At 63.0% G+C, this 24,814-nt stretch carries 33 protein-coding genes and 1 tRNA gene; 21 read left to right on the top strand and 13 right to left on the bottom strand.

Annotated elements, in window-relative coordinates; genetic code table 11:
* Positions 1 to 105 precede the first annotated feature (105 nt).
* The 3 genes from GLR48_RS14680 to GLR48_RS14670 form a co-directional block, all read right to left on the bottom strand.
* Positions 106 to 300 (bottom strand): hypothetical protein, encoded by a 195-nt coding sequence (locus tag GLR48_RS14680; protein ID WP_237062534.1) that lies wholly within the window; start codon positions 298 to 300, stop codon positions 106 to 108.
* A gap of 11 nt (positions 301 to 311) precedes the next feature.
* Entirely contained in the window at positions 312 to 572 is a 261-nt protein-coding gene (locus GLR48_RS14675) for a hypothetical protein (RefSeq protein ID WP_237062533.1), read from the bottom strand.
* A 71-nt stretch (positions 573 to 643) separates the two neighbouring features.
* Positions 644 to 871: a hypothetical protein gene (locus GLR48_RS14670; RefSeq protein WP_237062532.1), complete on the bottom strand. Its 228-nt coding sequence runs from the start codon at positions 869 to 871 to the stop codon at positions 644 to 646.
* 86 nt (positions 872 to 957) lie between these two features.
* Here GLR48_RS14670 and GLR48_RS14665 point away from each other — a divergent pair, with 86 nt between their 5' ends.
* The 11 genes from GLR48_RS14665 to GLR48_RS14615 all read left to right on the top strand — a co-directional run bounded on the left by GLR48_RS14665 (position 958) and on the right by GLR48_RS14615 (position 5,370).
* On the top strand, positions 958 to 1,272 hold the full coding sequence (locus tag GLR48_RS14665) for a helix-turn-helix domain-containing protein (RefSeq protein WP_237062531.1): 315 nt from the start codon (positions 958 to 960) through the stop codon (positions 1,270 to 1,272).
* A 197-nt stretch (positions 1,273 to 1,469) separates the two neighbouring features.
* Positions 1,470 to 1,790: a hypothetical protein gene (locus GLR48_RS14660; RefSeq protein ID WP_237062530.1), complete on the top strand. Its 321-nt coding sequence runs from the start codon at positions 1,470 to 1,472 to the stop codon at positions 1,788 to 1,790.
* An 83-nt stretch (positions 1,791 to 1,873) separates the two neighbouring features.
* Positions 1,874 to 2,152 (top strand): hypothetical protein, encoded by a 279-nt coding sequence (locus tag GLR48_RS14655; RefSeq protein ID WP_237062528.1) that lies wholly within the window; start codon positions 1,874 to 1,876, stop codon positions 2,150 to 2,152.
* Entirely contained in the window at positions 2,149 to 2,367 is a 219-nt protein-coding gene (locus tag GLR48_RS14650; RefSeq protein WP_237062527.1) for a hypothetical protein, read from the top strand. The genes GLR48_RS14655 and GLR48_RS14650 overlap by 4 nt, the downstream gene beginning before the upstream one ends.
* The gene (locus GLR48_RS14645) at positions 2,364 to 2,525 is read left to right on the top strand and encodes a hypothetical protein (protein WP_237062525.1); all 162 of its coding nucleotides are present in this window, start codon (positions 2,364 to 2,366) and stop codon (positions 2,523 to 2,525) included. The genes GLR48_RS14650 and GLR48_RS14645 overlap by 4 nt, the downstream gene beginning before the upstream one ends.
* Positions 2,526 to 2,547: 22 nt before the next feature.
* Positions 2,548 to 2,910 carry a GapR family DNA-binding domain-containing protein gene (locus tag GLR48_RS14640; RefSeq protein ID WP_237062523.1) on the top strand — a complete coding sequence of 121 codons (363 nt, stop codon included), beginning with the start codon at positions 2,548 to 2,550 and terminating at the stop codon, positions 2,908 to 2,910.
* Complete coding sequence (locus tag GLR48_RS14635) at positions 2,907 to 3,164, top strand: hypothetical protein (RefSeq protein ID WP_237062521.1); 258 nt, start codon at positions 2,907 to 2,909, stop codon at positions 3,162 to 3,164. The genes GLR48_RS14640 and GLR48_RS14635 overlap by 4 nt, the downstream gene beginning before the upstream one ends.
* Positions 3,161 to 3,811, top strand: a complete 651-nt coding sequence (locus tag GLR48_RS14630; protein ID WP_237062519.1) for an HNH endonuclease signature motif containing protein — start codon at positions 3,161 to 3,163, stop codon at positions 3,809 to 3,811. The genes GLR48_RS14635 and GLR48_RS14630 overlap by 4 nt, the downstream gene beginning before the upstream one ends.
* Complete coding sequence (locus GLR48_RS14625) at positions 3,804 to 4,133, top strand: DUF4326 domain-containing protein (protein WP_237062517.1); 330 nt, start codon at positions 3,804 to 3,806, stop codon at positions 4,131 to 4,133. The genes GLR48_RS14630 and GLR48_RS14625 overlap by 8 nt, the downstream gene beginning before the upstream one ends.
* On the top strand, positions 4,133 to 4,330 hold the full coding sequence (locus GLR48_RS14620) for a hypothetical protein (protein WP_237062515.1): 198 nt from the start codon (positions 4,133 to 4,135) through the stop codon (positions 4,328 to 4,330). The genes GLR48_RS14625 and GLR48_RS14620 overlap by 1 nt, the downstream gene beginning before the upstream one ends.
* Positions 4,327 to 5,370 (top strand): tyrosine-type recombinase/integrase, encoded by a 1,044-nt coding sequence (locus GLR48_RS14615; protein WP_237062513.1) that lies wholly within the window; start codon positions 4,327 to 4,329, stop codon positions 5,368 to 5,370. The genes GLR48_RS14620 and GLR48_RS14615 overlap by 4 nt, the downstream gene beginning before the upstream one ends.
* An 82-nt stretch (positions 5,371 to 5,452) precedes the next feature.
* Here the strand turns inward: GLR48_RS14615 and GLR48_RS14610 are convergent.
* Both GLR48_RS14610 and ypfJ read right to left on the bottom strand, forming a co-directional pair.
* Positions 5,453 to 5,538 (bottom strand) — tRNA-Leu (locus GLR48_RS14610).
* 61 nt (positions 5,539 to 5,599) lie between these two features.
* Positions 5,600 to 6,457, bottom strand: coding sequence for a KPN_02809 family neutral zinc metallopeptidase (gene ypfJ, locus GLR48_RS14605; protein WP_237062512.1), 858 nt, complete (start codon positions 6,455 to 6,457; stop codon positions 5,600 to 5,602).
* A 177-nt stretch (positions 6,458 to 6,634) separates the two neighbouring features.
* Between ypfJ and GLR48_RS14600 the strand changes: the two genes are divergently transcribed.
* The 3 genes from GLR48_RS14600 to rocF are packed head-to-tail and all read left to right on the top strand — an operon-like array spanning position 6,635 to position 8,603.
* On the top strand, positions 6,635 to 7,213 hold the full coding sequence (locus GLR48_RS14600) for a YqaA family protein (protein ID WP_237062510.1): 579 nt from the start codon (positions 6,635 to 6,637) through the stop codon (positions 7,211 to 7,213).
* Positions 7,213 to 7,662 (top strand): disulfide bond formation protein B, encoded by a 450-nt coding sequence (locus GLR48_RS14595; RefSeq protein ID WP_237062508.1) that lies wholly within the window; start codon positions 7,213 to 7,215, stop codon positions 7,660 to 7,662. Before GLR48_RS14600 ends, GLR48_RS14595 begins: the two co-directional genes overlap by 1 nt.
* Positions 7,663 to 7,673: 11 nt before the next feature.
* On the top strand, positions 7,674 to 8,603 hold the full coding sequence (rocF, locus tag GLR48_RS14590; protein WP_237062506.1) for an arginase: 930 nt from the start codon (positions 7,674 to 7,676) through the stop codon (positions 8,601 to 8,603).
* 88 nt (positions 8,604 to 8,691) lie between these two features.
* On the opposite strand, the gene GLR48_RS14585 is transcribed toward rocF, so the two are convergent.
* Positions 8,692 to 8,958, bottom strand: a complete 267-nt coding sequence (locus GLR48_RS14585; RefSeq protein ID WP_237062504.1) for an usg protein — start codon at positions 8,956 to 8,958, stop codon at positions 8,692 to 8,694.
* Positions 8,959 to 9,154: 196 nt separating this feature from the next.
* Between GLR48_RS14585 and gyrA the strand changes: the two genes are divergently transcribed.
* From gyrA to gluQRS, 5 genes are all read left to right on the top strand, one after another.
* The gene (gene gyrA / locus GLR48_RS14580; protein ID WP_237062501.1) at positions 9,155 to 11,905 is read left to right on the top strand and encodes a DNA gyrase subunit A; all 2,751 of its coding nucleotides are present in this window, start codon (positions 9,155 to 9,157) and stop codon (positions 11,903 to 11,905) included.
* 122 nt (positions 11,906 to 12,027) lie between these two features.
* The gene (locus GLR48_RS14575) at positions 12,028 to 12,780 is read left to right on the top strand and encodes a hypothetical protein (RefSeq protein ID WP_237062499.1); all 753 of its coding nucleotides are present in this window, start codon (positions 12,028 to 12,030) and stop codon (positions 12,778 to 12,780) included.
* Between the two features lie 139 nt (positions 12,781 to 12,919).
* Positions 12,920 to 13,627, top strand: coding sequence for a hypothetical protein (locus tag GLR48_RS14570; protein ID WP_237062497.1), 708 nt, complete (start codon positions 12,920 to 12,922; stop codon positions 13,625 to 13,627).
* Positions 13,628 to 13,666: 39 nt separating this feature from the next.
* The gene (gene trmFO, locus GLR48_RS14565) at positions 13,667 to 15,028 is read left to right on the top strand and encodes a methylenetetrahydrofolate--tRNA-(uracil(54)-C(5))-methyltransferase (FADH(2)-oxidizing) TrmFO (RefSeq protein ID WP_237062496.1); all 1,362 of its coding nucleotides are present in this window, start codon (positions 13,667 to 13,669) and stop codon (positions 15,026 to 15,028) included.
* Positions 15,025 to 15,840, top strand: a complete 816-nt coding sequence (gene gluQRS / locus GLR48_RS14560) for a tRNA glutamyl-Q(34) synthetase GluQRS (protein ID WP_237062495.1) — start codon at positions 15,025 to 15,027, stop codon at positions 15,838 to 15,840. Before trmFO ends, gluQRS begins: the two co-directional genes overlap by 4 nt.
* Positions 15,841 to 15,942: 102 nt before the next feature.
* Here the strand turns inward: gluQRS and hisI are convergent, their stop codons facing one another.
* Positions 15,943 to 16,305 carry a phosphoribosyl-AMP cyclohydrolase gene (gene hisI, locus GLR48_RS14555; RefSeq protein ID WP_237062494.1) on the bottom strand — a complete coding sequence of 121 codons (363 nt, stop codon included), beginning with the start codon at positions 16,303 to 16,305 and terminating at the stop codon, positions 15,943 to 15,945.
* Positions 16,306 to 16,371: 66 nt separating this feature from the next.
* Between hisI and GLR48_RS14550 the strand changes: the two genes are divergently transcribed.
* Positions 16,372 to 16,818, top strand: a complete 447-nt coding sequence (locus GLR48_RS14550) for an iron-sulfur cluster assembly scaffold protein (protein WP_237062493.1) — start codon at positions 16,372 to 16,374, stop codon at positions 16,816 to 16,818.
* Positions 16,819 to 16,993: 175 nt separating this feature from the next.
* On the opposite strand, the gene GLR48_RS25695 is transcribed toward GLR48_RS14550, so the two are convergent.
* The 5 genes from GLR48_RS25695 to sciP all read right to left on the bottom strand — a co-directional run bounded on the left by GLR48_RS25695 (position 16,994) and on the right by sciP (position 23,082).
* The gene (locus GLR48_RS25695) at positions 16,994 to 17,116 is read right to left on the bottom strand and encodes a hypothetical protein (RefSeq protein ID WP_272911416.1); all 123 of its coding nucleotides are present in this window, start codon (positions 17,114 to 17,116) and stop codon (positions 16,994 to 16,996) included.
* Between the two features lie 106 nt (positions 17,117 to 17,222).
* Complete coding sequence (gene recG / locus GLR48_RS14545) at positions 17,223 to 19,313, bottom strand: ATP-dependent DNA helicase RecG (protein ID WP_237062492.1); 2,091 nt, start codon at positions 19,311 to 19,313, stop codon at positions 17,223 to 17,225.
* The gene (gene ligA / locus GLR48_RS14540; RefSeq protein ID WP_442915800.1) at positions 19,310 to 21,568 is read right to left on the bottom strand and encodes an NAD-dependent DNA ligase LigA; all 2,259 of its coding nucleotides are present in this window, start codon (positions 21,566 to 21,568) and stop codon (positions 19,310 to 19,312) included. Before ligA ends, recG begins: the two co-directional genes overlap by 4 nt.
* Before the next feature lie 432 nt (positions 21,569 to 22,000).
* Positions 22,001 to 22,714 (bottom strand): response regulator transcription factor CtrA, encoded by a 714-nt coding sequence (gene ctrA / locus GLR48_RS14535; RefSeq protein WP_237062490.1) that lies wholly within the window; start codon positions 22,712 to 22,714, stop codon positions 22,001 to 22,003.
* 80 nt (positions 22,715 to 22,794) lie between these two features.
* Positions 22,795 to 23,082, bottom strand: coding sequence for a CtrA inhibitor SciP (gene sciP / locus GLR48_RS14530; protein WP_237062489.1), 288 nt, complete (start codon positions 23,080 to 23,082; stop codon positions 22,795 to 22,797).
* A 130-nt stretch (positions 23,083 to 23,212) separates the two neighbouring features.
* On the opposite strand from sciP, the gene mnmA reads away from it, so the two are divergent.
* The gene (gene mnmA / locus GLR48_RS14525; RefSeq protein WP_237062487.1) at positions 23,213 to 24,352 is read left to right on the top strand and encodes a tRNA 2-thiouridine(34) synthase MnmA; all 1,140 of its coding nucleotides are present in this window, start codon (positions 23,213 to 23,215) and stop codon (positions 24,350 to 24,352) included.
* Between the two features lie 18 nt (positions 24,353 to 24,370).
* Here mnmA and GLR48_RS14520 read toward each other — a convergent pair whose 3' ends face one another.
* Entirely contained in the window at positions 24,371 to 24,796 is a 426-nt protein-coding gene (locus tag GLR48_RS14520) for a BLUF domain-containing protein (protein WP_237062485.1), read from the bottom strand.
* Between the last annotated feature and the right edge of the window lie 18 nt (positions 24,797 to 24,814).

The raw sequence follows: 24,814 nt of genomic DNA, 5'->3' as shown, positions 1-24,814 counted from the left end.
CAGGTTGGGGCGCGAACGCCCCCGGCAGACGCACACCAGGCACTGGCAGCGCCGACACGAGAGGGACCGCCGCACTGGTCCCGATAACGGGGAAAAGGGTGCAGCTCATGCGGCACCCCTTCCGGAAAGTTTTCTGAGGCGACGGGCGGCCGAAGCCGCCCACCCTTCCCCGGCTCTGACCAGCAGCACCATCGACCAGCGTTTGCCAATCGTCGCGACATGCGCCGCAGCCCAGAATTCGGCGCCGTAGAGCCGCCCCCAGGCGGGACTGGTCACCTGCCAGAACTTGCCGATGATCACGCGCCACCACATCAGTGCCCACCGAATGCGGACCAGTCCGCGTCGCGCAGATCGGGGTCCGTCATCGCGCGAGCCACGACCCAACCCTGCGGCGCGTTCGATCCCGTCCACCAGTTTTCGGCAGTGGATGGATCGACGCGAAAGATGGTGGCAACCTCGGCCGCGCTGTCGAAATTCGCCCTGACAAACAGGCTCCAGGTCGCGGCGAATTGCTGGCGATAGGTCAGTGTGTCGGCCTTCTTCGACCGTGCGGAAAACTTTCGGCAAGACATTCCGGTAGATCCTTTCCTATGTCTGGGGTGCAAGTCAGACACGGAAAAACATAAGGATCGGGCGGCGTCGGTCATGACGCCACCCGATCGGGCAATTCAACAGGTGCAGGTTTGAACGTGAACAATTTAGCAGGGCATTCGATGCCCTGCTCCTTGCAAAGTTCCGACAGGACAAGCCACCAGCTCGATGGGCAGCGATTGCTGACAGCCGCAGCAGACAGCGACTTGCCGGTCACGCCAAGGGCGGTCCCCACAGCGTCACGGCCCAGCCGGTCTAAGATTTCGCGCACATTGGTCATGCGGCATAAAATCTATCAAATTTGGATAATGTCAATCCTATGCCGACCGGATCGTCTAAGTTTTTGCGACATGATACGGTAAGCGCATGATAGAGAAGAAAGTTTCAGGGCGGTTTGCCGACATTGCGCATCGTCTGCGCGCGGTGCGCGCTTACTACGGCTACTCCTCGATCGAGTACGCCCAGCAAGCCGACGTGAACCCTAAGTCCTACTCACAATGGGAAAGCGGCGATCACAGGATATCTATCGACGGCGCCATCCTGCTTCGAGAAAGATATGGAATTTCTCTTGATTTCATATACTTAGGTAGCGTTGATACGTTGCCCGCGAAAATAGCGAACGCGGTATCATCAAGCCCTCTGCTCAAAAATTCCAACGCATCGACAGTCAATCCCGACTGATCCGCCAAGTTGATCAGGGCTGATAGTCTGCCGTCCGTCACCCACTTCGCCTCAGAAATTACAAAGAACAATTAAGGAACATTCGTAGCCATTGGCGCTGCACCCGTCAATCCATGCTCATCCAACAGTTGCGGCGCACGATACCGTCATTCAGTATCCACCCACCGCCACGTTATAGCATTGAAAGACCATTACAGATGCCAAGCTACACCACTGCAAAGATTTTAACCGGCTTTCAGGAAATCGCCGGAATCGGCCTGACCATCGTCGGCGGCGTCGTTGCCGTCCTGGCATTCAGCAACGGCGTCGCGCTGCAGACCTACGTTCTGCCCGCGACGGCGATCGCGATCGGCCTAACACTGACGACTGCCGCCCAGTTGACCCGAACGATGATCGCCACCGCCGAAAACACTGCAGCGATGCTGGCTATCATGCAGCGACCGGCCCCCGATCAACGATCTAGCGGCGAGCTCGGCGCACCGCTTTTACGGGCAGAGCCTCGTATGTCTAGCAAATGAAATCTATGTAAATTAGACGAAACTTCTTGACCGTCTAAGTTTGATAGATTTATCACTCCTGCATGAACCGCAGGAGTGATCCCATGTCAGACCCGCAGACCCTTTCTGAATTCTTCCTTCTTCGCTACACTGTCGCGACCCCGGAAAAGCGGGCCGACGCGATCCGCGCTGGTGTCGCAACCGGCTTTGGCACATGGCTGTCAGCAACCAACGCCAGCAGCCGCCCCGCAACCCACCTCCACGAAATTGACCTGTTCGGTGTGACCGCCACCGGCGACACAGCCGAAAGCGCCGTCGCCTACTGGTTCACCGTCGCCGCCCGCGTCCTGACCGCCGACACCGGCCCGCAGGTGGCGGCATGATCCCCGGCAGCTTCGGCGATGCGGTGGGCCTGTTCTTTTGCATCGCATCCCTCACCTGCATCGCGATCGGCATCGCCTCCGCGACACGCGGCATCTGCGAAATCGTCCACGCGATCCGAACCGGCGTCGACACGGAAAGCGACAGCGGCACGACCGCCGTCCTGTTCGCGCTCGCCTTCGTGATGTTCATGCTGATGCGGGTCGCCGTCGCATGATCGTCGTGGCTGTCCAGATCGCTCTGATGTTCGCGGCAGCCCTGATGTTCGCGGGCATCCTGATCGCGTCGCCGCGCCCCAATATCGTCGGCGCGGCCCTGATTGTCGTGCCGCTATATTGGATCGCCGCGACCGCCGCGACGTTCGCCCTGATTTGACCCCAGCCCGAAAGGATCTGCAGTGACCAAGACCACCCCGCAAGAGCTGTCGCCGCAGGCTAAGATCTATGCCGACAAACAGCGCGCCGCCAAGCCCATGAAGGAAGACGACGCCGACCGGGAGACCCGGGAGAATGCCTTCCGCGTCACCGCCGACGAGCTGATCGGTTTCATCGAGCGGCAGGAACGCTTGATCGCCGAGATGGGCGACCTGCGTGACGATCGCAAAGAGGTCCAGAAAGAGGCCAAGGGGCGCGGCTACAACGTCGGCGCCATCAACCAGATCATCAAGCTCCGCGCGATGGACAAGGCCGGCCACGCAAAGCGGCGCAGCAACGCCGAGGATCTGGAGCTCTACATGTCGGTGACGGGAATGGACGTATGACCAAGAACAAGCTGTCCGACCTGAACGATCACCTGTTCGCGCAGCTCGAGCGGCTGTCCGATGAGGACTTGTCGCCCGAGGATCTCGATAAGGAGGTCAAGCGCGCCGGCGCAATGGTCCAGGTCGCCGACAAGATTACGGGCAACGCCGATCTGCAGCTTAAGGCCGCCAAGCTCTTCGCCGAGCACGGTGAGAAGCTGCTGCCGATGTTGCCGCAGGTGGGTCAGGCTTCGCTGCCGAAGGAGGCATCATGAAGGGCCGCCAGATCCCCTACAGCGATGCGGAATTGTTGTTCATCGAGAAGCTGGCACAGATGCCCCGGCGCGACCTGCACGCGGCGTTCTGCAAATGGACGGGTCGTACGGACGTGTCGATCGACGCCATCAAGCACCTGTGCCATCGCAAGGGCTGGATGACGGGCCGCACCGGCTGCTTCACGAAAGGTCAGGTGCCACAGAACAAGGGCAAGAGGATGCCTTTCAACCCGAACAGCGCCCGGACCCGGTTTAAGAAGGGGCAGACCCCGCACACCTACCGTGGCGCCGGCCACGAGCGGATCGACAGAAAGGACGGATACGTCATCCTGATCGTCGACGAACCGAACCCTTGGACGGGCGCCGCGACCCGGCCGGTGCACAAGCACCGCTGGCTCTGGGAGAAGCAGAACGGTCCAGTACCGGAGGGCATGCGCCTCAAATGCCTGGACGGCGACAAGGCGAACACGGATCCGTCGAACTGGGAGGCGATCCCCAAGGCCCTCGGCCCGCGGCTGAATGGCCGCTTCGGCCGCGGCTACGACGCCGCGCCGGCCGAGTTGAAGCCGGTCATCATGGCGACGGCGAAGCTCGAGCATCTGCTTCGTGAGAAGACAAAGACCACGAAGGTGAGGGCCGATGGTTGACCAGCCGGACCGCATCCAACTGTCCCGCAAAAAAGGCTGGCGCAAGCCGGCGAACACCGTCGTCGTGGCCCGGCCATCGAACTGGGGCAATCCCTATCAGGGTGGGGCAGACGGGGGTGGGGATCGCGCCTACCTGGTGCAGCTCTATCGCGCCCATCTGGAACGCCCCGAACAGGTAGATCTGGTCGCCAGTGTTCGCGTTCAACTGCGCGGTAAGAACCTCGCCTGCTGGTGCCCACTGGATGGCCCTTGCCATGCGGACTTACTGCTGGAACTGGCGAACGGGCAGCCGGATCAAGTCGGGTCGAAGGTTCGCGACTGATGGGCATGGCGAAACCCCTCTTTGCCAGCGAACGGACTGCGGCTTTGCTTCTGGACATGAAGCCGATCGAATTCCGCAGGTTGGTCGACGATGGGGCTTTGCCGGGTCCGTGCCGTCTGAATAGATGGGACGTGCAGGAGCTGGAAGCCATCATGCGTGGCGATGCTGCACGGCACATGGAAGGGCTGGATCTTTGAAGAAGGAATCGAAGCCGAACACGGTCACGAAGCACCGCAACGGTCGAGCCTATCACTACTACCGTCAGGCCGTGATGGAGGATGGGCAGCGCAAAGAACGATACATTCCGATCAATGCGGAGCCAGGTACCCATGAATACGACCGCATCTACTGGGCAATCCGGTCTGGCAAACATGCGGCTCCAAAGCCGAAGCGGAACTGGGCGGCGCTGATCCAGAGCTACAAAGCCAGCCGCAGGTTCCGCCAGCTGGCCGATGGTACCAAGCGCAAATACCTGCCCGTTCTGGACGAATTCGGGATCAAGAACGGCCACAAGGATGTCACCGCTACACGCCGCGGGCACATCGTGGCGATCCACGAGAAGTATGCTGACACTCCGCGCAAGGCTGATTGGTACGTCCAGATCAGCAGCATCCTGTTCCGCCATGCCATCGAGCTCGAATGGATGACAACGAATCCGGCCGCCGGCATCGAGCTCTTCGGGGCGCAGCGCGAATTCCAGCCGTGGCCCGCATGGTTTCAGGCCGAGTATCTTGCCCGGGCCGAGGGTCATGCTCTCGCGGCATTCTACGTCGGCGCCGGCACCGTACAGCGCCCGGGTGATGTCGCCAAGATGGAGTGGTCTCATTTCGATGGCGAGTACATGAGCGTCGCCCAAGACAAGACGGATGCCCGCCTGACCATCTACTGCCCCAAGCTGCTGCGCGACTATCTGGAGACGCTGCCTAAGCGTGGCAAATTCATCTCCGCCAAGAACCTAACACAGGGCATCAGCTACGACGGGATCGAAAAGGTGTTCCGGGCCTTGCGCGCCAAGATCATCGAGGAGAAGCCCGAGGCGAAGATCTATACCCTGCACGGCCTCCGCTACCTTGCCGCGGTAGAACTGGCCGAGGCCGGCTGCACCGACTCGGAGATTCAGGCGGTTACCGGTCACAAATCGCTGGAGATGGTCGCGAAGTATCGATCGGCCGCACGGCAGAAGAAGCTGTCGAAGACGGCCCAACAGCGACGAGAACAGAACGGGGACAGAACGTGAAAGTGGGAAACAATGTGGGAAACATTTCGCACTGCCATCCCGGATGATATGAAAAAAGCCCCGCTAAGGGGCTGATTTCATTTGGTACCGGTGGTCGGACTCGAACCGACAAGACCTTGCGATCGGGGGATTTTGAATCCCCTGCGTCTACCATTCCGCCACACCGGCCGGTGGGTTCAGGTAAACAAGCTACGGGCCCGCGTCAATCGGGCCCGTAGATCGAAATGCGTTAAAGTTGGTCGGCCGAAAAGGTGTCGCAATCGGTCATGTCGCCACTGTCGAAACCGCGCTGGAACCAGCGCTGGCGCTGCGCGCTGGTGCCGTGGGTAAAGCTGTCTGGACTGACGGCCTGGCCCGCGTTGCGCTGCAGGGTGTCGTCGCCAATCCGCGATGCCGCGTTCATGGCTTCCTCGATGTCGCCCGGTTCCAGCGTACCGTTCATCGCCTGCGTCCCCTGTGCCCAGATGCCCGCATAGCAATCCGCCTGCAGTTCGGTCCGGACCGACAGCGCATTGACATCCGCCTCGTTCATCTGCGACCGCATCCGGTTGGTCTCTGCCAGGATCCCGAGTTCGTCCTGCACGTGATGCCCGACCTCGTGGGCCACGACATAGGCAGCGGCAAAGTCGCCGCCGGCCCCCAGCTGTTGCTGGAGCGTGCGAAAGAAGGCCGTATCAAGATAGACGTCCTGATCCGACGGGCAGTAGAACGGCCCCGTGGCCGCATTTGCCGTGCCGCAGGCCGACCGGGTGATGCCATCGAACAGCACCAGCTTGGGCTGGTTGTAGGCCTCGCCCACCTGCTGTTGAAAGATCGCGCCCCAGACATCCTCGGTATCGGCCAGCACCACGCCGACGAATTGCTCTATCTCCGGATCCTGCGCGTCGATGGTGCTGTTGTCGACCTGCTGGGTGCCCGTGCCGGCGCCGCCGTTGCCGACGATGCCGGACACATCGACACCGAAATACCAGCCCAGCAGCAGGATCACGATCCCGCCGATGCCACCGATCCCGCCGATGGCGCGGCCACCGCCACCACCGCTGCGCCGTTCCACGTTCCGGCTGACCCGCCGCCCCTGCCACTTCATGTCATGATCCTCTCGCTGAAAACCGGGCAGCACCCGGCCTGATCGCTGCTTTGTGATCATCAGGGTAGTGCGGCAATCGGACGCTGCAATGCGCAAAAAAGCGGTTGCGCGGCGGATGGCTTGACGCCTGCCTGTCTTGTATGGCCTAAGCGCGCCAGAAACTACGGGATCGCGTCCATGCTCCGCCGCCTTTATGACTGGACAATGTCCCTGTCACGATCGCCTCATGCGCTTTGGGCGCTGGCCATCGTCAGTTTTGTCGAAAGCAGCGTCTTCCCGATCCCGCCCGACGTGTTGATGATCCCGATGATCATCGCCAGGCCCCGCCGCGCGTTTCTGATTGCCGCCGTGGCAACCGTGGCCTCGGTTCTTGGTGCGCTGCTGGGCTATTACATCGGTGCCGCCCTGTTCGAGACGGTGGGCCAGCCGGTGCTGGACTTCTACGGCAAGGGTGCGGAATTCGACGCTTTTGCCGTCAAGTATAATGACTGGGGCGCCTGGGCCGTGCTGATCGCCGGTGTCACGCCCTTTCCGTTCAAGGTCATTACCATCGCCTCCGGTGTGACCGGCCTGTCGCTACCGATCTTCATTCTGGCGTCGATCGTGGCGCGCGCGCTGCGCTTTTTCATCGTGGCCGCACTTCTGTGGCGGTTCGGCGCGCCCATTCAGGAATTCATCGAGCGGCGCCTCGGCCTCGTCTTTACCGTATTCGTCGTCCTGCTGGTCGGCGGCTTTGCCCTGCTCAAGGTGGTCTGATGCGCAACACGCTGATCCTTGTGGCCGCCGGCGGCTCTGCCCTGCTGCTGGCGGGCGCCTTTCTGTTTCAGTTCATGGGCTACCTGCCCTGCGAGATGTGTCTTTGGCAGCGCTGGCCCCACGCCGCCGCCGTCGTGATCGGTGCGCTGGCGCTGGCGATCCCCGGCGCCGCCCTGCCCGTGCTCGGCGCGCTTGCCGCCGCGATCACCAGCGGCATCGGCGTCTTTCACAGCGGGGTGGAGCGTGGCTGGTGGCCCGGCCCCTCCTCCTGCACCGGCGGCGGTGGCGGCGCATTGTCCGGCGATCTGCTGTCGACCGAAGGCCCGCGCCTGATCATGTGTGATCAGGTCAGCTGGGAGCTCTTCCATCTCTCCATGGCCAGCTGGAACGCGCTGTTCTCGGCGCTGCTGGTCCTCGTCTGGATTGCCGCCGCCCGCGCCCGCACCTGAAAGGTCAGCCCATGTCCAAGACCCACTGCATCCTGATCGGCGCCCCGGTCGACTGCGGCAAACGCCGCCGCGGCTGCCTGATGGGCCCCGACGCCTACCGCACCGCCGGTCTGGCCGAGGCGATCACGGCGCTGGGCCACACGGTCGAGGATCTGGGCAACCTGTCCCCGGCACAGGTGAATGTCGCGCCCCACGCCAATCCCAAAGTCCACGCGCTGGCCGAAAACGTTGGCTGGACCCAGACCCTGATGGCCGCAGCACAGGAAGCCGCCCCGCGCGGCCTGCCGATTTTCCTTGGCGGCGATCACGCACTGGCGCTGGGCTCCGTGGCCGGCATGGCAGCCCATGCCGCATCGCAGGATCGCCCCTTCTACGCCCTCTGGCTTGATGCCCACAGCGACATCCATACGCCGAACACCACCGACAGCGGCAATCTGCACGGAACGCCCGTCGGCTACGTCATCGGCCGCGAGGGTTTTGGGGCCTTCCCGCCCCTGCCCGCCCGCGTCGATCCCGGCAACATCTGCATGATCGGCCTGCGGTCCGTGGACGGCGCCGAACACGCCGCCCTGCTCGACATGAACGTCGACGTCGTCGACATGCGGGTGATCGACGAGACGGGGATCCGCACGCCCCTCGCTGCCTTCCTCGACCGAGTGCAGGCCGCAAACGGCATGCTGCACGTCAGCCTCGACGTCGATTTCCTCGATCCCGGCGTCGCCCCTGCCGTCGGCACCACCGTCCCCGGCGGCGCCACCGTGCGCGAAGGCCATCTGGTGATGGAGATGCTCTGCGACAGCGGCCTCGTCACCTCCCTCGATCTGGTGGAGCTCAACCCCTTCCTCGACGACCGCGGCAAGACGGCGTCCCTGATGGTCGACCTGACCGCCTCGCTTCTGGGCCGCCGGGTCTTCGACAGACCGACCCGCAGCCACGCCTGACCTTCTTCTGGTCAAAAATACTTCGGGGTTTGGGGCAGAGCCCCAAGCCGATTTTTCCACGAAAAATCGGAAAGCCCGGCAGCCAGCGTCAGTGGTAGTGAAATTCACCCACGACGTTACGCCATTCGCCGGGCGCGATCAGCTTGCGGTGGCAGTAGCGCACGGACCGCAGCGGGCCGTCTAGGGTGTCCCGCCAGAAGCCAATGAATTTCAGTAGACGGTCGTGATCGGGGGCCAGATCGTAATCCTGCCAGATGTAGGTGTTCAGCACATGCGGGTAATCGGGCATGTGGTAGGTCAGTTCGGCCGTGGTCAGCCCGTAGCCCTTCAACATCAGTTCCGTCTCGGTTGTCATCGCCTGTCTCCTGCTCTGTTGCGCCTCCATGATCCCAGACTTTCATCGGACACTTAAAAGTCAATGAAAACATGCTGTTGGCAATCACGACCAGCGGCTGCCAAGGCAAGCAGGCATCAGGCGTTGCACACCAGATCGGGTATCTGTTATGTTGGCTTAACCCAAATCTAGGTTCGGCATCCAGCAAGGCAGTCACGTGAACGATACACCGGAAACCCCTGAAAACGATGACGAAAATGCCACGCCAAAGTGGACCTATGACGGCCCGTCCGTCACCATCGAACACGAGCTGAAGACGGCCTACCTCGATTACGCAATGTCGGTCATCGTCAGCCGGGCGATTCCGGACCTGCGCGACGGGCTGAAGCCGGTGCACCGGCGCATCCTTTACGCGATGCACGACACCAACAACACCTTCGACAAGCCCTACCGCAAATCCTCGCGCCCCGTGGCCGAGACGATGGGCAAATACCACCCGCACGGCGATTCCGCGATCTATGACGCCCTCGTGCGGATGGCGCAGGATTTCTCCATGAGCCTCGTGCTGCTGGATGGTCAGGGCAACTTCGGGTCCATGGACGGCGACAAAGCCGCGGCCTACCGCTATACCGAAGTGCGGATGCGCAAGGTCGCGAACTACCTGCTGGACGACATCGACAAGGATACCGTCGATTTTCAGTTCAACTACGACGGCAAGGACCGCGAACCCACGGTTCTGCCTGCCAAATATCCCAACATGCTGGTCAATGGCGCTGGCGGCATCGCCGTCGGCATGGCGACCAACATCCCGCCCCATAACCTGGGCGAGGTCATTGATGCCACGCTGGCGCTGATCGACAACCCGGACCTGACCTCCGAAGACCTGATCGACTACATCCCGGCCCCCGACTTTCCGACCGGCGGCTTGATCCTTGGCCGCTCCGGCGCGCGCAAGGCCTACCTGGAGGGGCGCGGTTCGGTCATTATGCGGGCCCGCACCCATACGGAGGAAATCCGCAAGGATCGCTGGGCCATCGTCATCGACGACGTGCCCTATCAGGTGAACAAATCCGCGATGATCGACCGCATCGCCGAAGCGGCCCGCGAAAAGCGGATCGAGGGCATCGCCCACGTACAGGACGAATCCGACCGCAACGGCGTGCGCGTCGTGGTCGAGCTGAAGCGGGACGCCACCGCCGACGTGGTCCTGAACCAGCTGTTCCGCTTCACGCCGATGCAGACCAATTTCGCCTGCAACATGCTGGCCCTGAACGGCGGCCGGCCGGAAACGCTGACCCTGCGCCGCTTCCTCACGGCCTTCGTCGATTTCCGCGAAGACGTCGTCGCCCGCCGCACCGCGTTCGAATTGCGCAAGGCGCGCGAGCGGTCGCACATCCTGTGCGGTCTGGCCGTGGCTGTCACGAACATCGACGAAATCGTTGCCACCATTCGTAAATCTGCCGATGCGGGCGAAGCGCGCGAGGCGCTGATGACCCGCCGCTGGCCCGCGCGCGACATCCTTGAATACATCGCCCTGATCGACGATCCGACCCATACGGCGAACGACGACGGCACCTACAACCTGAGCGAAGCACAGGCCCGCGCCATTCTGGAACTGCGCCTGCAGCGTCTGACCCAGATCGGCGTCAAGGAAGTCACCGACGAGCTGAAAGAGCTTGCCGCCAAGATCCGTGACTACCTCGAAATCCTCGGATCGCGCGACCGGATCATGCAGATCATCCGCGACGAATTGAACGAGGTGAAGGACCAGTTCGCCGTCCCCCGCCGGTCGGAAATCGTCGACTGGGCCGCCGACATGGACGACGAAGACCTGATCGAGCGCGAGGACATGGTCGTCACCGTCACCTCCGGCGGCTATATCAAGCGCACGGCACTCGCCGACTTCCGCCAGCAGCGCCGCGGCGGCAAGGGGCTATCGTCGATGGCGACCAAGGAAGAGGATGTCGTCACGACCCTCTTCGTTGCCAACACCCATACCCAACTGCTGTTTTTCACAACGGACGGCATGGTTTACAAGCTGAAGTGCTGGCAGCTGCCGCTCGGCAGCCGCACCGCCAAGGGCAAGGCCGTCGTCAACATCCTGCCGATCCAGCCCGGCGTCTCCATCGCCGCGATCATGCCCGTCGACCGGCCAGAGGCGGACTGGGACGATCTTCAGGTGGTCTTTGCCACGTCCAAGGGGACCGTGCGCCGCAACAAGCTGTCTGATTTCACCAACGTGAACCGCGCCGGCAAGATCGCGATGAAGTTCGAGGACGAACAGGCCGACAACACCCTGATCAACGCCCGCATCGCGTCCAACGACGACGACGTCATGCTGGTCACGAATTCGGGTCGCGCGATCCGCTTTCCGGCGACGGATGTGCGGGTCTTCAACTCCCGCGCCTCGGTCGGTGTGCGCGGCATCCGCCTGAGCGGCAGCGACACGGTCGTCTCCATGTCGATCATCAGCCACTTCGAAGCGGAAGCGTCTGAACGCGCAGCTTATCTGAAGATGCGCCGCGCCATGGCGGGTCTGGCCGACGACGCCGAAGTTTCCGATGACGAGGACGACGTGGCACCGGGCGCGATCAGCCAAGAACGCTATGCCGAAATGTCCGCGGCCGAGAATCTGATCCTCACGATCACATCAAAAGGGTCAGGCAAGCTCAGCTCCAGCCACGATTATCCTGTCCGCGGCCGTGGCGGCATGGGGGTCACGGCGATGGACAAGGCGATGCGCGGCGGCGACCTCGTGTCCTCCTTCCCGGTCGATCTGTCGGACCAGATCATGCTGGTCACCTCGACCGGCCAGTCGATCCGCGTCCCCGTCGACGGCATCAGCTTCCGCTCGCGCGGGGCTGGCGGCGTCAAGGTGTTCGACACCGCCAAGGGCGAAGAGGTCGTCAGCGTCGCATGGATCGCCGATCAGGGTGACGCCGACGGAGAAAGTGTGGAAGAGGCGTGATGCTAATGCCACTGCAGCGCATTTAATACGCGCTTTGTCCTCCGGCATTTTCGGCCGCTGTTCATTTCGCTTAAGAGCATAATCAGGCCGCCACTCACGCGCGGCCAGTTATGAGGTAAAGCATGAACACCAATTTCTGTGCCATTATCGGCATGGTTCTGACATTTTGCGGCTCGCAAAGTTACGGACAGACTTTTTCCGGCGGAGATATTTCGCTCGGGTATGCCGGTTTGACTGACAGCGATTTGAAGACGTCCGGATATGCTTTGAATGCGAGCGGCGAAGCTGCACTGACTCGTGAACTCTCGGTTCAAGGCGATTTCGGCTATACGAATGGCGAAATTGGCGGGTTTGACGGCGATATCCTTTCACTCGCCGCACATGGCATCTACAACGCCAGCGAAAACGCTTCATTCGGCATTTATGTAGGCCAAGACTCCTCGGACGGAGACAGCATCAAATTCTATGGTGTGGAAGGCGGTTACGGCTACAATCAAATCAAGGTTGACGGCTACTTCGGTGTCACGGCAATTGACAGTGGCCCTTTTATCGACGGTGGCGTGGGTGATGTCGACCTGAATCAGATCGGTATGTCTGCCACCTTCATGGTGAACGACATCTTCACGGTCAGCGGACGCTATGACCGTATTCGCCTGACCGACGCTATCGGTGCAAATCGTATTGGTGCAGGTGTTGGTGCCACACTCCGTAACGATTTCGAACTGGCTGCAGAAGTTGGTCGCATCGAAGGCGATGTCTTTGGCTATTCCGATAACGCGACATACGCCAATGTCTCTGCTACCTATTCATTTGGCGGGCCGCGTGGCGCGACATTCGAGCAGCGCGGTATTGCCAAAACCCTTCTTGGCTTCTGATCCGCTGAAACCCTGACGCAACAGATTGTGGCGCGCGCCAGCCGCGCGCCACGCCGCGTCTTGCCATAGGACTTCGTGCCGGATAATTTCGACGTGCAAGAGGCAGCAAGCCTTGGAAACAATAATTGAGGCGTGTAACATGATCTATAAAGCAGCACTTGCTGCCACCGTTCTGGTGGCCGCATCATCCGCCGCCATGGCGCAGGAGGTTACCGGCGGTGAACTGGGCATTGAATACAATGCTCCCACCAACGGGTCCGACTTCGGCGGCACCACTTATTCCGGCGGGGTCGAAGTGGGGTTCATGCAGACCTTCAGCCTGTCCGCCAATGCGGCCGGCTACAAGCCCGAAAATTTCGACACGACCGCCAGCAACGTCACGTTGCACGGCACGTATCACCTGTCCTCTGCCACATCGGTTGGCGGTTTCTATGCCTACGACAGCGCGGACGGCGGCGACGCGAGCCTGATCGGTATCGAGGGGTCCAGCGCGTTCATGGGCGGCGACGTCGGCGGCTACCTTGGCCGCACCGTCAGCGAGGATGAGAACGGCACGCTGCTCGGCGTCGACGGCAGCTATGCGCTGCGGAACGGCTTCTCGCTGCTGGGCAACGTGGATCTCTACAACGTCGAAGGGGCAACGCTCAGCCAGGTATCCGTCGGCGCGGAATACCAGATGGAGGTCGGCCCCCAATTCTATGCGCAGGTCGGCCGGATCACCGGCAACTACGACGGGCAATCCGACGGCGTCGGGTTCTTTACCGTCGGCGCCAAAGTGGCTTTTGGTGCCTCGCGCGGCACCACCTTCACGAACCGTAGCATCTTCGAGGTCCTGCCGGGCTTCTGAGCCTTTGCAAATCGGCCCGCGGTGTCCTACATCGCGGGCATGACACATGAATTGCACATCATCGGCGGCGGCATGGCCGGATCAGAGGCCGCCTGGCAGGCCGCAAATGCGGGCCTGCGGGTCGTCATCCACGAGATGCGCCCCAAGGTCGGCACCTTCGCCCACCGCACGGGTGATTTGGGAGAGATGGTCTGTTCCAACTCCTTTCGGTCCGACGACCACGAGCAGAATGCCGTGGGCCTGCTGCACTGGGAAATGCGTCAGGCAAACGGCCTGATCATGCAGACCGCGGCGCAGCATCGCCTGCCCGCTGGCGGCGCCTTGGCCGTCGACCGCGACCCCTTTGCCGCCAGCGTGACGGCTGCATTGAAATCGCACCCCAACATCCTGGTTTCATACGAGGAAATCACGTCCCTGCCGGATGACGGCCAATGGATCATCGCGACCGGCCCGCTGACGTCCGGCGCGCTGGCCGAGGCGATCCGGGTCGAGACCGGCGCCGACCAGCTGGCTTTCTTCGACGCCATTGCCCCCATCGTCTACGCCGAGACGGTGAACATGGACGTGGCCTGGAAACAGTCCCGTTATGACAAGGGCGAGAGCGAGGACGAGCGCACCGCCTACCTGAACTGCCCGATGACCAAGGACCAGTACGAGGCCTTCATCGACGCCTTGCTGGAGGCCGAAAAAACCGAATTCAAGGAAGGCGAGACCGCCGGCTACTTCGACGGCTGCCTGCCGATCGAGGTCATGGCCGAGAGGGGGCGCGAAACCCTGCGCTTTGGCCCGATGAAACCCGTCGGCCTGACCAATGCCCACGATCCCGCGACCAAGGCCTATGCGGTCGTGCAGCTGCGCCGCGACAATGCGCTTGGCACGCTCTACAATATCGTAGGCTTCCAGACCAAGATGAAATACGGCGCGCAAAAGTCTGTTTTCAAGATGATTCCCGGGTTGGAGGATGCAGAATTCGCGCGTCTGGGCGGCATTCACCGGAACACTTTCATCAACTCTCCGACGCTGCTCGACCACCAGATGCGCCTGAAATCGCGGCCCAACATCCGCTTTGCCGGCCAGATCACCGGTGTCGAAGGCTACGTCGAATCCGCCGCGATGGGTCTGCTGGCCGCGCGCCTTGCCATCGCACAGGCGCATGGCATCGACCTGCCGCCGGTGCCAGAGACCACGGCGATGGGTGCGCTCGTCACCCACATCACCGGTGGCGCCGATGCCAAGACGTTCCAGCCGATGAACGTGAACTTCGGCCTGTTCCCCCCGTTGGAGGGTACTGGCATCAAGGGTGGCCGCCGCAACCGCAAGGACCGCTACAAGGCCTATACCGACCGCGCCAAGGCCGACTGGACCGCGTGGCTGGCACAGACGGAAACCGTTCCCGCTTGATCACCCGCTTCGCCCCGTCGCCGACAGGCCCGCTGCACCTGGGTCACGCCTATTCGGCCATGCTGGCCCACGACATGGCACGGGACGCGGGCGGGACCTTCCTGTTGCGGATCGAGGATATAGACCAATCCCGCGCCCGCCCCGCGTGGGAGGTGCAGATCACCGAGGACCTCACCTGGCTTGGTCTGACATGGCCTACGCCGGTCATGCGCCAGTCCGACCGCTTGGCCGCTTACGCCACAGCCCTCGACACGCTCTGGAACCGCGGCCTGCTCTATCCCTGCACCTGCAACCGCCGCGACATCCTCGCCGCCGCCAGTGCGCCGCAGGAAGGCGCCGCGATGGGCCCAGACGGCGTCATTTACCCCGGCACCTGCCGCCACAACCCGCGCAGTGGGCCGCGACCGAGCGACAGGGCCTTGCGCCTCGATATGAAGCTCGCTCTCCAAACCACTGTTAAAAGTGACTCATCTGCAGATTTGGTTTCGACGATTGGCGATGTCGTCCTCGCCCGCCGCGACATGGGGACGTCTTACCACCTCTCCGTCGTCATCGACGACGCCGCGCAGCACATCACCGACGTCGTGCGCGGCGCAGACCTGCTTGAGGCAACCCCGATCCACGTCCTGCTACAACACCTTCTCGGCTTGCCAACGCCCACCTACCACCACCACCGCCTGATCCGCGACGCGGCCGGCAAACGGCTTGCCAAACGCGACGACGCCCGCGCCATCGCGACCTACCGGGCCGAGGGCGCCACACCGACCGACATCAGACAGATGGTCGGGCTTCCCCTTGCATCACCAGGATAGACCCATCCGCCGCACGCGTTTCACTCCCCCAAACACCATGAGGTCCGCTGCGACGCACCCCTCCTCGCTTTTTCCTCAAATACTCGCCCGCCGCAGGCGTCCTCAGTCCACCATCGGCGCATCGGTGACGATTTCCGCCCCATCCGTGACCTTCGTATAAAAGCACGACCGCCGCCCGGTATGGCACGCCGGCCCGGTCTGATCGACCTCGACCAGCAGACAATCCCTGTCGCAGTCCAGACGGAATTCCACCAGCTTCTGCACATTCCCCGACGTCGCACCCTTCACCCAGAACTCCGACCGCGACCGCGACCAGTAGGTCACATCGCCGGTCTCCAGCGTGCGCGACACCGCCTCTGCGTTCATCCAGGCCAGCATCAGGACTTCGCCCGACTGTGCGTCCTGCGCAATCACGGGGATCAGGCCTGCATCGTTATAGCGCAGCGTGGCGGGGTCGAAGGACATGGGCGCAACCTTTTCTTTGAACGCGTGGCGCCCTATCTAGGGATCATCCAGCGAAAGGGCAAACCGGTGAGCGCCGAGACCGACATGATCAAACTCTACTCCACGCGCATCCTCGCCCTGGCGTCAGAGATTCCGCATACCACCCGCTTGCCCGCCCCCGACGGCACGGCGCGCAAGCGCTCTCCGCTGTGCGGATCGACCGTTACCGTCGACGTGGCCGTGACCGACGGGCGGATCAGCGGCTTCGGTCAGGACGTCAAGGCCTGTGCACTGGGTCAGGCCGCAGCGTCGGTCATCGGGCAGGCCATCGTCGGTCAGGACCGCGCCACCGTGCAGCGCGGCCGGGACGAGCTGAACGCCATGCTGAAATCGGACGGCCCTGTGCCCACCGCACCCTTCGACGGTCTGGCCGTGCTGGAACCGGCGCGCGATTACAAGAACCGCCATGCCTCGATCATGCTCGCCTTCGATGCGACGCTTGCGGCACTGGATGACGCGAAGGTTACGTCGTAAGCACCTGTTCCGCCTAAAAAAACCGCCGCGCACCCAATGGGTGGCGGCGGTGAGTGATGCATCCCAGGCGACGGGCAATCGGGGCAGGCAACCCTAGATCGCGCATGGAACAGGCAGGCTGGCGTCCACGAGGTGGGACAGGTGGCGCGCCGGGATCGCCGGGATGCGAGGCAGGTCAGATCATCGCAGGCAACGACAACCCGACGAACAGCATGACAACCAGTGATGCGACCCCGATCGCGTCGGCCAAAAGGGTCTCTCGGCTGCGGTGGATCGCGGTCTTGATGTCCTTGGCCATGGGGTCTCTCCTCTGGTTAACTTCTGTTGCCTCTTTGTTCTCATTTCATTAACCACCTGTAAAGAACTTTTTAAGAACATTCGTGAACAAAAAGTTACCGAAGGGATCAACCCACTGAAATCAAACGGATCGCGCGATCCTGTTCCATCAGCCACAGCAGCACGCGGGCCGCCCGGCCCCGGTCGCTGGTCAGGTCTGGATCGTCGTGCAACAGCTTGCGCGCGTCCGATTGCGCCAGCGCCATCAGCGCGCCCTGCCGTTCGAGGTCCGCGATTCGGAACCGTGGCAGGCCGGATTGCGCGGTCCCGATCATGTCGCCGGCCCCCCGGATCGCCAGATCCTCCTCTGCGATGCGGAACCCGTCCTCGGTTTCGCGCAGGATCGCCAGCCGCCGCTGCGCCGTCTCGCTCATCGGAGTCTGATAAAGCAGCAAACAGGTCGAGGCCGCGGCCCCGCGCCCGACGCGACCGCGCAACTGATGTAGCTGCGCAAGCCCGAAACTCTCGGCCCGTTCGATCACCATGATCGAGGCATTGGGGACGTTGACCCCGACCTCGATGACCGTCGTGGCGACCAGCACCTTGGTCTGTCCCGCGACGAAGCGCGCCATCGCCGCGTCCTTCTCTGCCGGCGGCATCTGACCATGCACCAGACCGACGACACCCTCTCCCAAAGCCGCGCGCAACAGCTTGAAACGCTGTTCCGCGGCGGTCATGTCGACGGTCTCGCTCTCCTCGACCAGCGGGCAGACCCAGTAGGCCTGCCGCCCGTCGGCCACCGCGCCGCGCAGTTTGGCGATCACCTCGTCCATGCGGTCCGTGCTGATCAGGGCGGTGGTGACGGGGGTGCGGCCGGGCGGCTTTTCATCCAGCACGCTCAGGTCCATCTCGCCATATTGCGCGAGGCTGAGCGAGCGTGGGATCGGCGTCGCGGTCATCACCAGCACGTCGACGGCGCGCCCCTTGGCGCCCAGTTCCATCCGCTGGGCCACGCCAAAACGGTGCTGTTCGTCGATCACCGCCAGCCGCAGGTCGTGAAAGACGACGTCCTTCTGGAACACGGCATGGGTGCCGACGAGGATCTGGATCTCTCCGGCCGCAAGGGCGGCCAGTTTCGCCTCACGCTCGCGCCCCTTGTCGCGGCCGGTGAGGATATCGAGCACGACACCCGCATCGGCGGCCAGCGGGCGCAACCCGTCCAGATGCTGGCGCGCGAGGATTTCCGTGGGCGCCATCATCACGCCCTGCCCGCCCGCTTCGACCGCGACCAGCAGCGCCATCAGCGCGACCAGCGTCTTGCCGGCACCCACGTCGCCCTGCAACAGGCGGTTCATGCGGTGGGGGGCCGCCAGATCGGCGGCGATTTCGGACACCGCACGGGTCTGCGCCGCCGTGGGGCTGTAGGGCAAGGCTTGCAGGACGCGGGTTTGCAGCGCACCCGTGCCCTTGGTCGCCCGGCCCGCCTTGCGCCGCTGCGTCGACCGCGCCAAGGCCAGCGTCACCTGATGGGCGAAGAATTCATCGTAGGCCAGCCGCACCCGCGCGGGCGCCAGCGGCGACAGATCGGTCGTGGCCCCGGGCGCATGCGCTGCCAGCAGCGCCGCGCGCCAGCCGGGCCAGCCTTCGCGTGCCTGAAGTGGCCCATCGATCCACTCGGCCAGATCCGGCGCGAGGTCCAGCGCACCCCGCGTCGCGCGAAACATCAGCTTTTGCGTTATGCCTGCGGTCAGCGGATAGACCGGCTCGAAGGCCGGAATGGCCTCTGCCTCGGCCACCGGCAGGATGTGGTCAGGATGCGCCATCTGGCCGATGCCGTCGAAAAGTTCGATCCGGCCAGAGACGACGCGACGCTGCCCGGTCGGCAGCAATTTCTGCAGGTAATCGCCCTTGGCGTGGAAGAAGATCAGCTGGAACGTAGTCTCGGCGTCCGTGACGACGATGCGGTAAGGGCGTCCCTTCACCGTGGGCGGCTGGTGCGGTCCGACCGTCACTTCGACCGTGACGACGGCGGGTGCCACGACCTCGCGAATCGAGGCGCGGCGGTGCCGGTCGACACCGCCCTGCGGCAGCGTCAGTAACAGATCGCGCGGGCGCGTCACGCCCATCTGCGCCAAAAGCGCCTCTGTCCGCGCGCCGATGCCGGGCAGTTGCGTCAGCCCCGCGAACAGCGGGAACAGGATTTCAGGCCTGCCGGTCATGCCTCGCCGATCAGGGCGATCCAGGCGTCTTCGTCGATGATCTCGACCCCCAGTTCGGCGGCTTTCGTCGCCTTCGACCCGGCGCCCGGCCCCGCGACCAGCAGGTTCGTCTTGGCGCTGACCGATCCGGCCACCTTGGCGCCAAGCGCCTCGGCCCGCGCCTTCGCCTCGGCGCGGGTCGTGCGTTCCAGCGTGCCGGTAAAGACGATGGTCTTGCCGGCCACCGGGCTGTCTGTCTGCGTGGGCGCTGCGACCGCCTGCACGTTCAACTGCGCGACCAGCCGGTCGATCGAGGCGCGCTCGGCCGTCTGCTGAAACGTTGTGACGAGCGAGACGGCCACGGTCGCGCCGATCCCCTCGATCCCGGTGAGTTCGTCCCAGGCTGCCACGGCGTCCGGTGGCACGTCGGCCCAGGCGGCATCGCGGACGGGTTTCAGGCTGGCGCGCTTGCCCGCATCGGCGGCGGCGGCACGCGCGGCAGCCTCTGCCGCATCGGCGGCACGGTGGGCGCTCGCGGCAGGGCCTGCAGCATCGACGACGGCGACAAGTGCCTCCCACATTCCGAAATGCCGTGCGAGGTCGGCGGAGGCAACTTCGCCCACGTGGCGGATCCCGAGGGCGAAGAGCAACCGGTTGAGGGGGATCGTCCTTTTCTCGTCAATCGCTTGGAAGAGGTTCTTGACGCTGGTCCGACCGAAGCCGTCACGGTTTTCCAGCTTGGCAACGGCCTTGTCGTCGCGGGCCTGCAGGGTGAAGATGTCGGCGGGTTGCCGGATTGGCAGCGTCTCGTCGCCGAAGAAGTATTCGACCTGTTTTGCGCCCAACCCCTCTATGTCGAAGGCCGCGCGACTGACGAAATGCCGCAGCTTTTCAAGCGCTTGCGCTGGACAGATCAGACCGCCCGTGCAGCGGCGTACGGAATCGCCGTCGTCGCGCACCGCGGCAGATCCGCAATCGGGACAAAGTGTCGGGAAATCATAGGGCTGCGCGTCGCTTGGACGGCGCGACAGGTCCACGTCGCGGATCTTGGGGATGACGTCGCCGGCGCGATAGATCTCAACCCAGTCGCCGATGCGGATGTCGCGCCCGTCGCGGATCGGCGTCCCGTCGCTGCTGCGCCCGGCGATATAGTCTTCGTTGTGCAGCGTCGCGTTCGAGACGACGACGCCACCCACCGTGACCGGCATCAACCGCGCCACCGGCGACAGCGCACCGGTGCGCCCGACCTGAATGTCGATACCCGCAAGCTGCGTCCAGGCGCGTTCGGCCGGGAACTTGTGCGCGATGGCCCAGCGGGGAGTCGAGGACCGGAACCCCAGCCGCCGTTGCAACGCCAGATCGTCGACCTTGTAGACGACGCCATCAATGTCGTAGCCCAAGGCGGCGCGGTCGGCTGCGATCCGGTCGTAATGCATGATCAGCGCCTCCGTCGTCTTGCAGACCTCCGTCAGCGGGTTCGTGTCGAACCCCAGCGCGGACAGGCGGGCGATCGCACCGCTTTGGGTCTCGGCCAGCGGTTCCGACACCTCTCCCCAGGCGTAGGCGAAGAAGTGCAGCGGACGCGCGGCGGTGATCGCGGAATCAAGCTGGCGCAGCGATCCGGCGGCCGCGTTGCGCGGATTGGCAAAGGGGCGCAGGCCTGCGTCCTCTTGCCGCGCGTTGAGGGCGGCGAAATCGGCGTGGCGCATGTAGACCTCACCGCGCACCTCCAGCACCTGCGGGGCGTCGGTCAGATGCTGCGGGATCGTGGCGATGGTGAGGGCGTTGGCGGTGACGTTTTCGCCGACGGCCCCGTCGCCCCGGGTCGCGGCCTGCACCAACGCGCCATCCTCGTATCGCAGGGACAGGGACAGGCCGTCGATCTTGGGTTCGGCCGTGTAGGACAGCGGGGCATCGCCGGTCAGCCCGAGGTAGCGCCGGATACCCGCGTCGAAATCGACGATATCCTCGGCTGTAAATGCGTTCGCCAAGGACATCATGCGCTGCGCGTGGGTAATCTTGCCAAAGCCGTCCGCCACATCGCCGCCGACCCGGTCTGTGGGCGAATCCGCCCGTTTGAGATCGGGAAATGCGGCTTCCAATGCCGTGTTACGCCGCTTCAACCGGTCATACTCCGCGTCAGAAAGCGTTGGCGCATCGTCCCTGTGGTAGGCCGTGTTCGCAGCATTGATCGCATCAGCCAGTGACGCGAGTTCATCTGCCGCCGCCTGCCGAGTCAGTGACGGGATGTCGTCGCGCGGATCGGTCACAGGCATACCGCCGTCAAGAATGCAAAGCATCCTCTTAATCGCACGCAGTGGCCTGACGCGGTTCGCGAGACGGGACGCATGCCGTCTGCAATCCATGGCGATCCGGCGTGCGGTCCCTTGCGCTGATGATGGACCGCCGGCCCAGTGTCCGTCAGATCGTTGCGGTCGCAGGTCATGTTCATCGCGCAGCCTTTGGTTCGGTCGTCCCGTCAAAGCGGGTTGATCGTAATTTAGAGCCGCGTCCAGCCAAGGTCCAGCATCGCCGCGCGTCTGAAAGGACTTGATATCGTATCCCCGGTCGCCCGCGTGGCAGACGACCCGACGATCGCACCGGCTTTGCGACGGTTTCTTCGGCGCAGGCGCGCCGCGTTCAATTCAAATTGAGGGCGTTGACCGGCGGCAGCAAATCCATGCGGCCCGCATAGGGCCGCATGCAGATCAGGCGCCGATGGCGATGCGGGCCTTACCGGTCTGCACTTCCGGGTCGCGCAGCACGTAGCCCCGGCCCCAGACCGTTTCGATGAAATTGTCACCGCCCGTCGCTTCTGACAGTTTCTTGCGCAACTTGCAGATGAAGACGTCGATGATCTTCAATTCGGGTTCGTCCATGCCGCCGTAAAGATGGTTGAGGAACATTTCCTTGGTCAGCGTCGTCCCTTTGCGCAGGCTGAGGAGTTCCAGCATCTGGTATTCCTTACCCGTCAGATGCACGGAATTGCCGTCCACCTCGACCGTCTTGGCGTCCAGATTGACGGCAATGCCGCCAGTCTTGATGATGGATTGGGCATGCCCCTTGGAGCGGCGAATAATGGCATGGATCCGGGCGACCAGTTCTTCGCGGTGGAACGGCTTTGTCAGGTAATCATCGGCCCCGAAACCGAAGCCCTTGAGCTTGTTTTCGGTATCGTCCTCGCCGGACAGGATCAGGATCGGCGTGTCGATGCGGGCCAGGCGCAATTGCCGCAGGACCTCGTGGCCATTCATGTCCGGCAAATTCAGATCCAGCAGGATCAGATCGTAATCATAAAGCTTTGCCAGATCGATCCCTTCTTCGCCCATGTCGGTCGAATAGACGTTCAGGTTCGCATGACTTAACATCAGCTCGATGCTTTTAGAGGTTGTGGGATCGTCTTCGACCAGCAATACACGCATCGGGCTACTCCGCTAAATGTTGATAAACACAATCTCGCCGGGAAACGTTAACTCTCCGTTACCACGATATCGAAATGTGATCAATCACCCTTAGGTTGTCTGTAGCGTTGCAGCGCCGTGGTTTTCAAGGCCTCTTGTCCATGCAGCCGGACGGCAGTTTCCCACTCGGCGAATTCGTCCTCTGACAAGCCATACGTGTCCAGCGCGGTTGCGCGCGGCAACAACCCGTGCAGCACGGCCATCACCACAGCCCCCTTGCGCGATGCGACCCAGCGGCGGGTCCGCGCGGGCGGCAGGTCGGCACGGGTCATGACGGTGCCATCCGGAAGGGTCACGGACCGCGGTCCATCGATCTTTTTCAAAAACATGCTCAACCCTCTTTCCGGCGTCCCCATGCCGATTGGTCGTCGAAATCCTTTAAAGACTGGTAAGCAGCCGGCCATAGGTATATCGGGCATTTTCGTTTATATTGCCTCAAATCCCATCTGACGGTGCATGATGTCCCTCGATCACCCTTTGAATTCGCTTGGTTTTGCAAAGCCGCCTGCCCAGACCCGCGTCGTCGTGGCGATGTCCGGCGGCGTGGACAGTTCTGTGGTGGCGGCGCAGCTGGCCAGCGAAGGTTACGATGTCGTCGGTGTGACGCTGCAGCTTTACGATCATGGTGCGGCGCTGGCGAAAAAGGGCGCCTGCTGTGCAGGCCGCGACATTCAGGACGCCGCGCGTGTGGCCGAAACCATGGGCTTTCCGCATTACGTGCTGGATTACGAAAACACCTTTCGCGAGGCGGTGATCGACGAATTCGCCGACAGCTATCTGGGTGGTGCCACCCCCGTGCCCTGCATCCGCTGCAACGAACGGGTAAAGTTCAAGGACCTGTTGGCCACCGCAAAAGATCTGGACGCCGACTGCATGGCAACGGGGCATTATATCCAGCGCAAGATGGGCGCGGCCGGCGCGGAACTGCACGCCGCTGCCGATTCGCAACGCGACCAAAGCTATTTCCTGTTCTCGACCACCGAAGAGCAGCTGGATTATCTGCGCTTTCCGCTGGGCCATCTGTCGACCAAGGCCGAAACCCGGGCGCTGGCCGCGCAATTCGGGCTGACCGTGGCTGACAAGCCCGACAGTCAGGACATCTGCTTTGTGCCGAACGGCGATTATGCGGCCGTGATCAAGAAACTGCGCCCCGGTGCCGCTGTCCCCGGCGATATCGTGGATAACGAAGGTCACGTGCTGGGCCACCATGACGGCGTCATCCACTACACCATCGGCCAGCGCCGGGGTCTGGGCATCGGCGGCCTCGTCGATCCGCTTTATGTGGTCAAGCTGGACGTTGAAGCGCGGCAGGTCGTCGTCGGCCCGAAGGCGATGCTCGCCACCCGCCGTGTCCCCCTGCGAGAGATCAACTGGCTGGGCGACGGCGGTTTCCTTGCGGGTGGAACGCGCCAGATCGCGGTCAAGGTGCGATCCACCAAGCCGCCGACCGAGGCGATCCTGCGCCCGATTTCCGACACCGAGGCGGAGGTCGAGCTGCTGGCCGCCGAAGAAGGCGTCAGCCCCGGGCAGGCCTGCGTGTTCTATGACCCCGCCAGCACCCGCGTGCTGGGCGGCGGCTGGATCTGGCGCGGGCACTGACGCCGCGATCGCCGCCCCTTACGGCTGTTCGCAGATGCCAAGGTCAATGCGCTGGCACACCGCCATCAAGAAGATCAGGGCTTCATTCCCGTTCGCGTCTTCGGGCCGACTGCGACCGTAGATGTCATTCAGGAAATCCGCAAAACACATGACCGAGCGGGCCGAATAACCCATGCGCCAGTCGTGAAAACGTCGGCGCTTGATTGTGCCTTCGGCGAGCAGTGTCAGATTGCGGTGACGCGCGTCGTGATGCAGGTGATCGTACAAGGCCCAAAGCGCCAATGACGGCCCTTCGAGGTATTGTATGAACATGCCATCCTCGGCGTGCAGGAAACCCGTAAGATCCGTCGCGGCGTTCCTGATGACGGACAGCGACACGATCTCTCGGACGGCCTCTGACGGCGTTGGGACGAGGGCCTTGCTTCGATAGAGCAGAAAATCCATGTGCGCTTCCCTTTCGTG

Source organism: Loktanella sp. M215, from assembly GCF_021735925.1.
Lineage (GTDB): Bacteria > Pseudomonadota > Alphaproteobacteria > Rhodobacterales > Rhodobacteraceae > Loktanella.
Note: the sequence above shows the minus strand (reverse complement) of the source record. Positions and strands in the feature narration are given on the sequence as shown.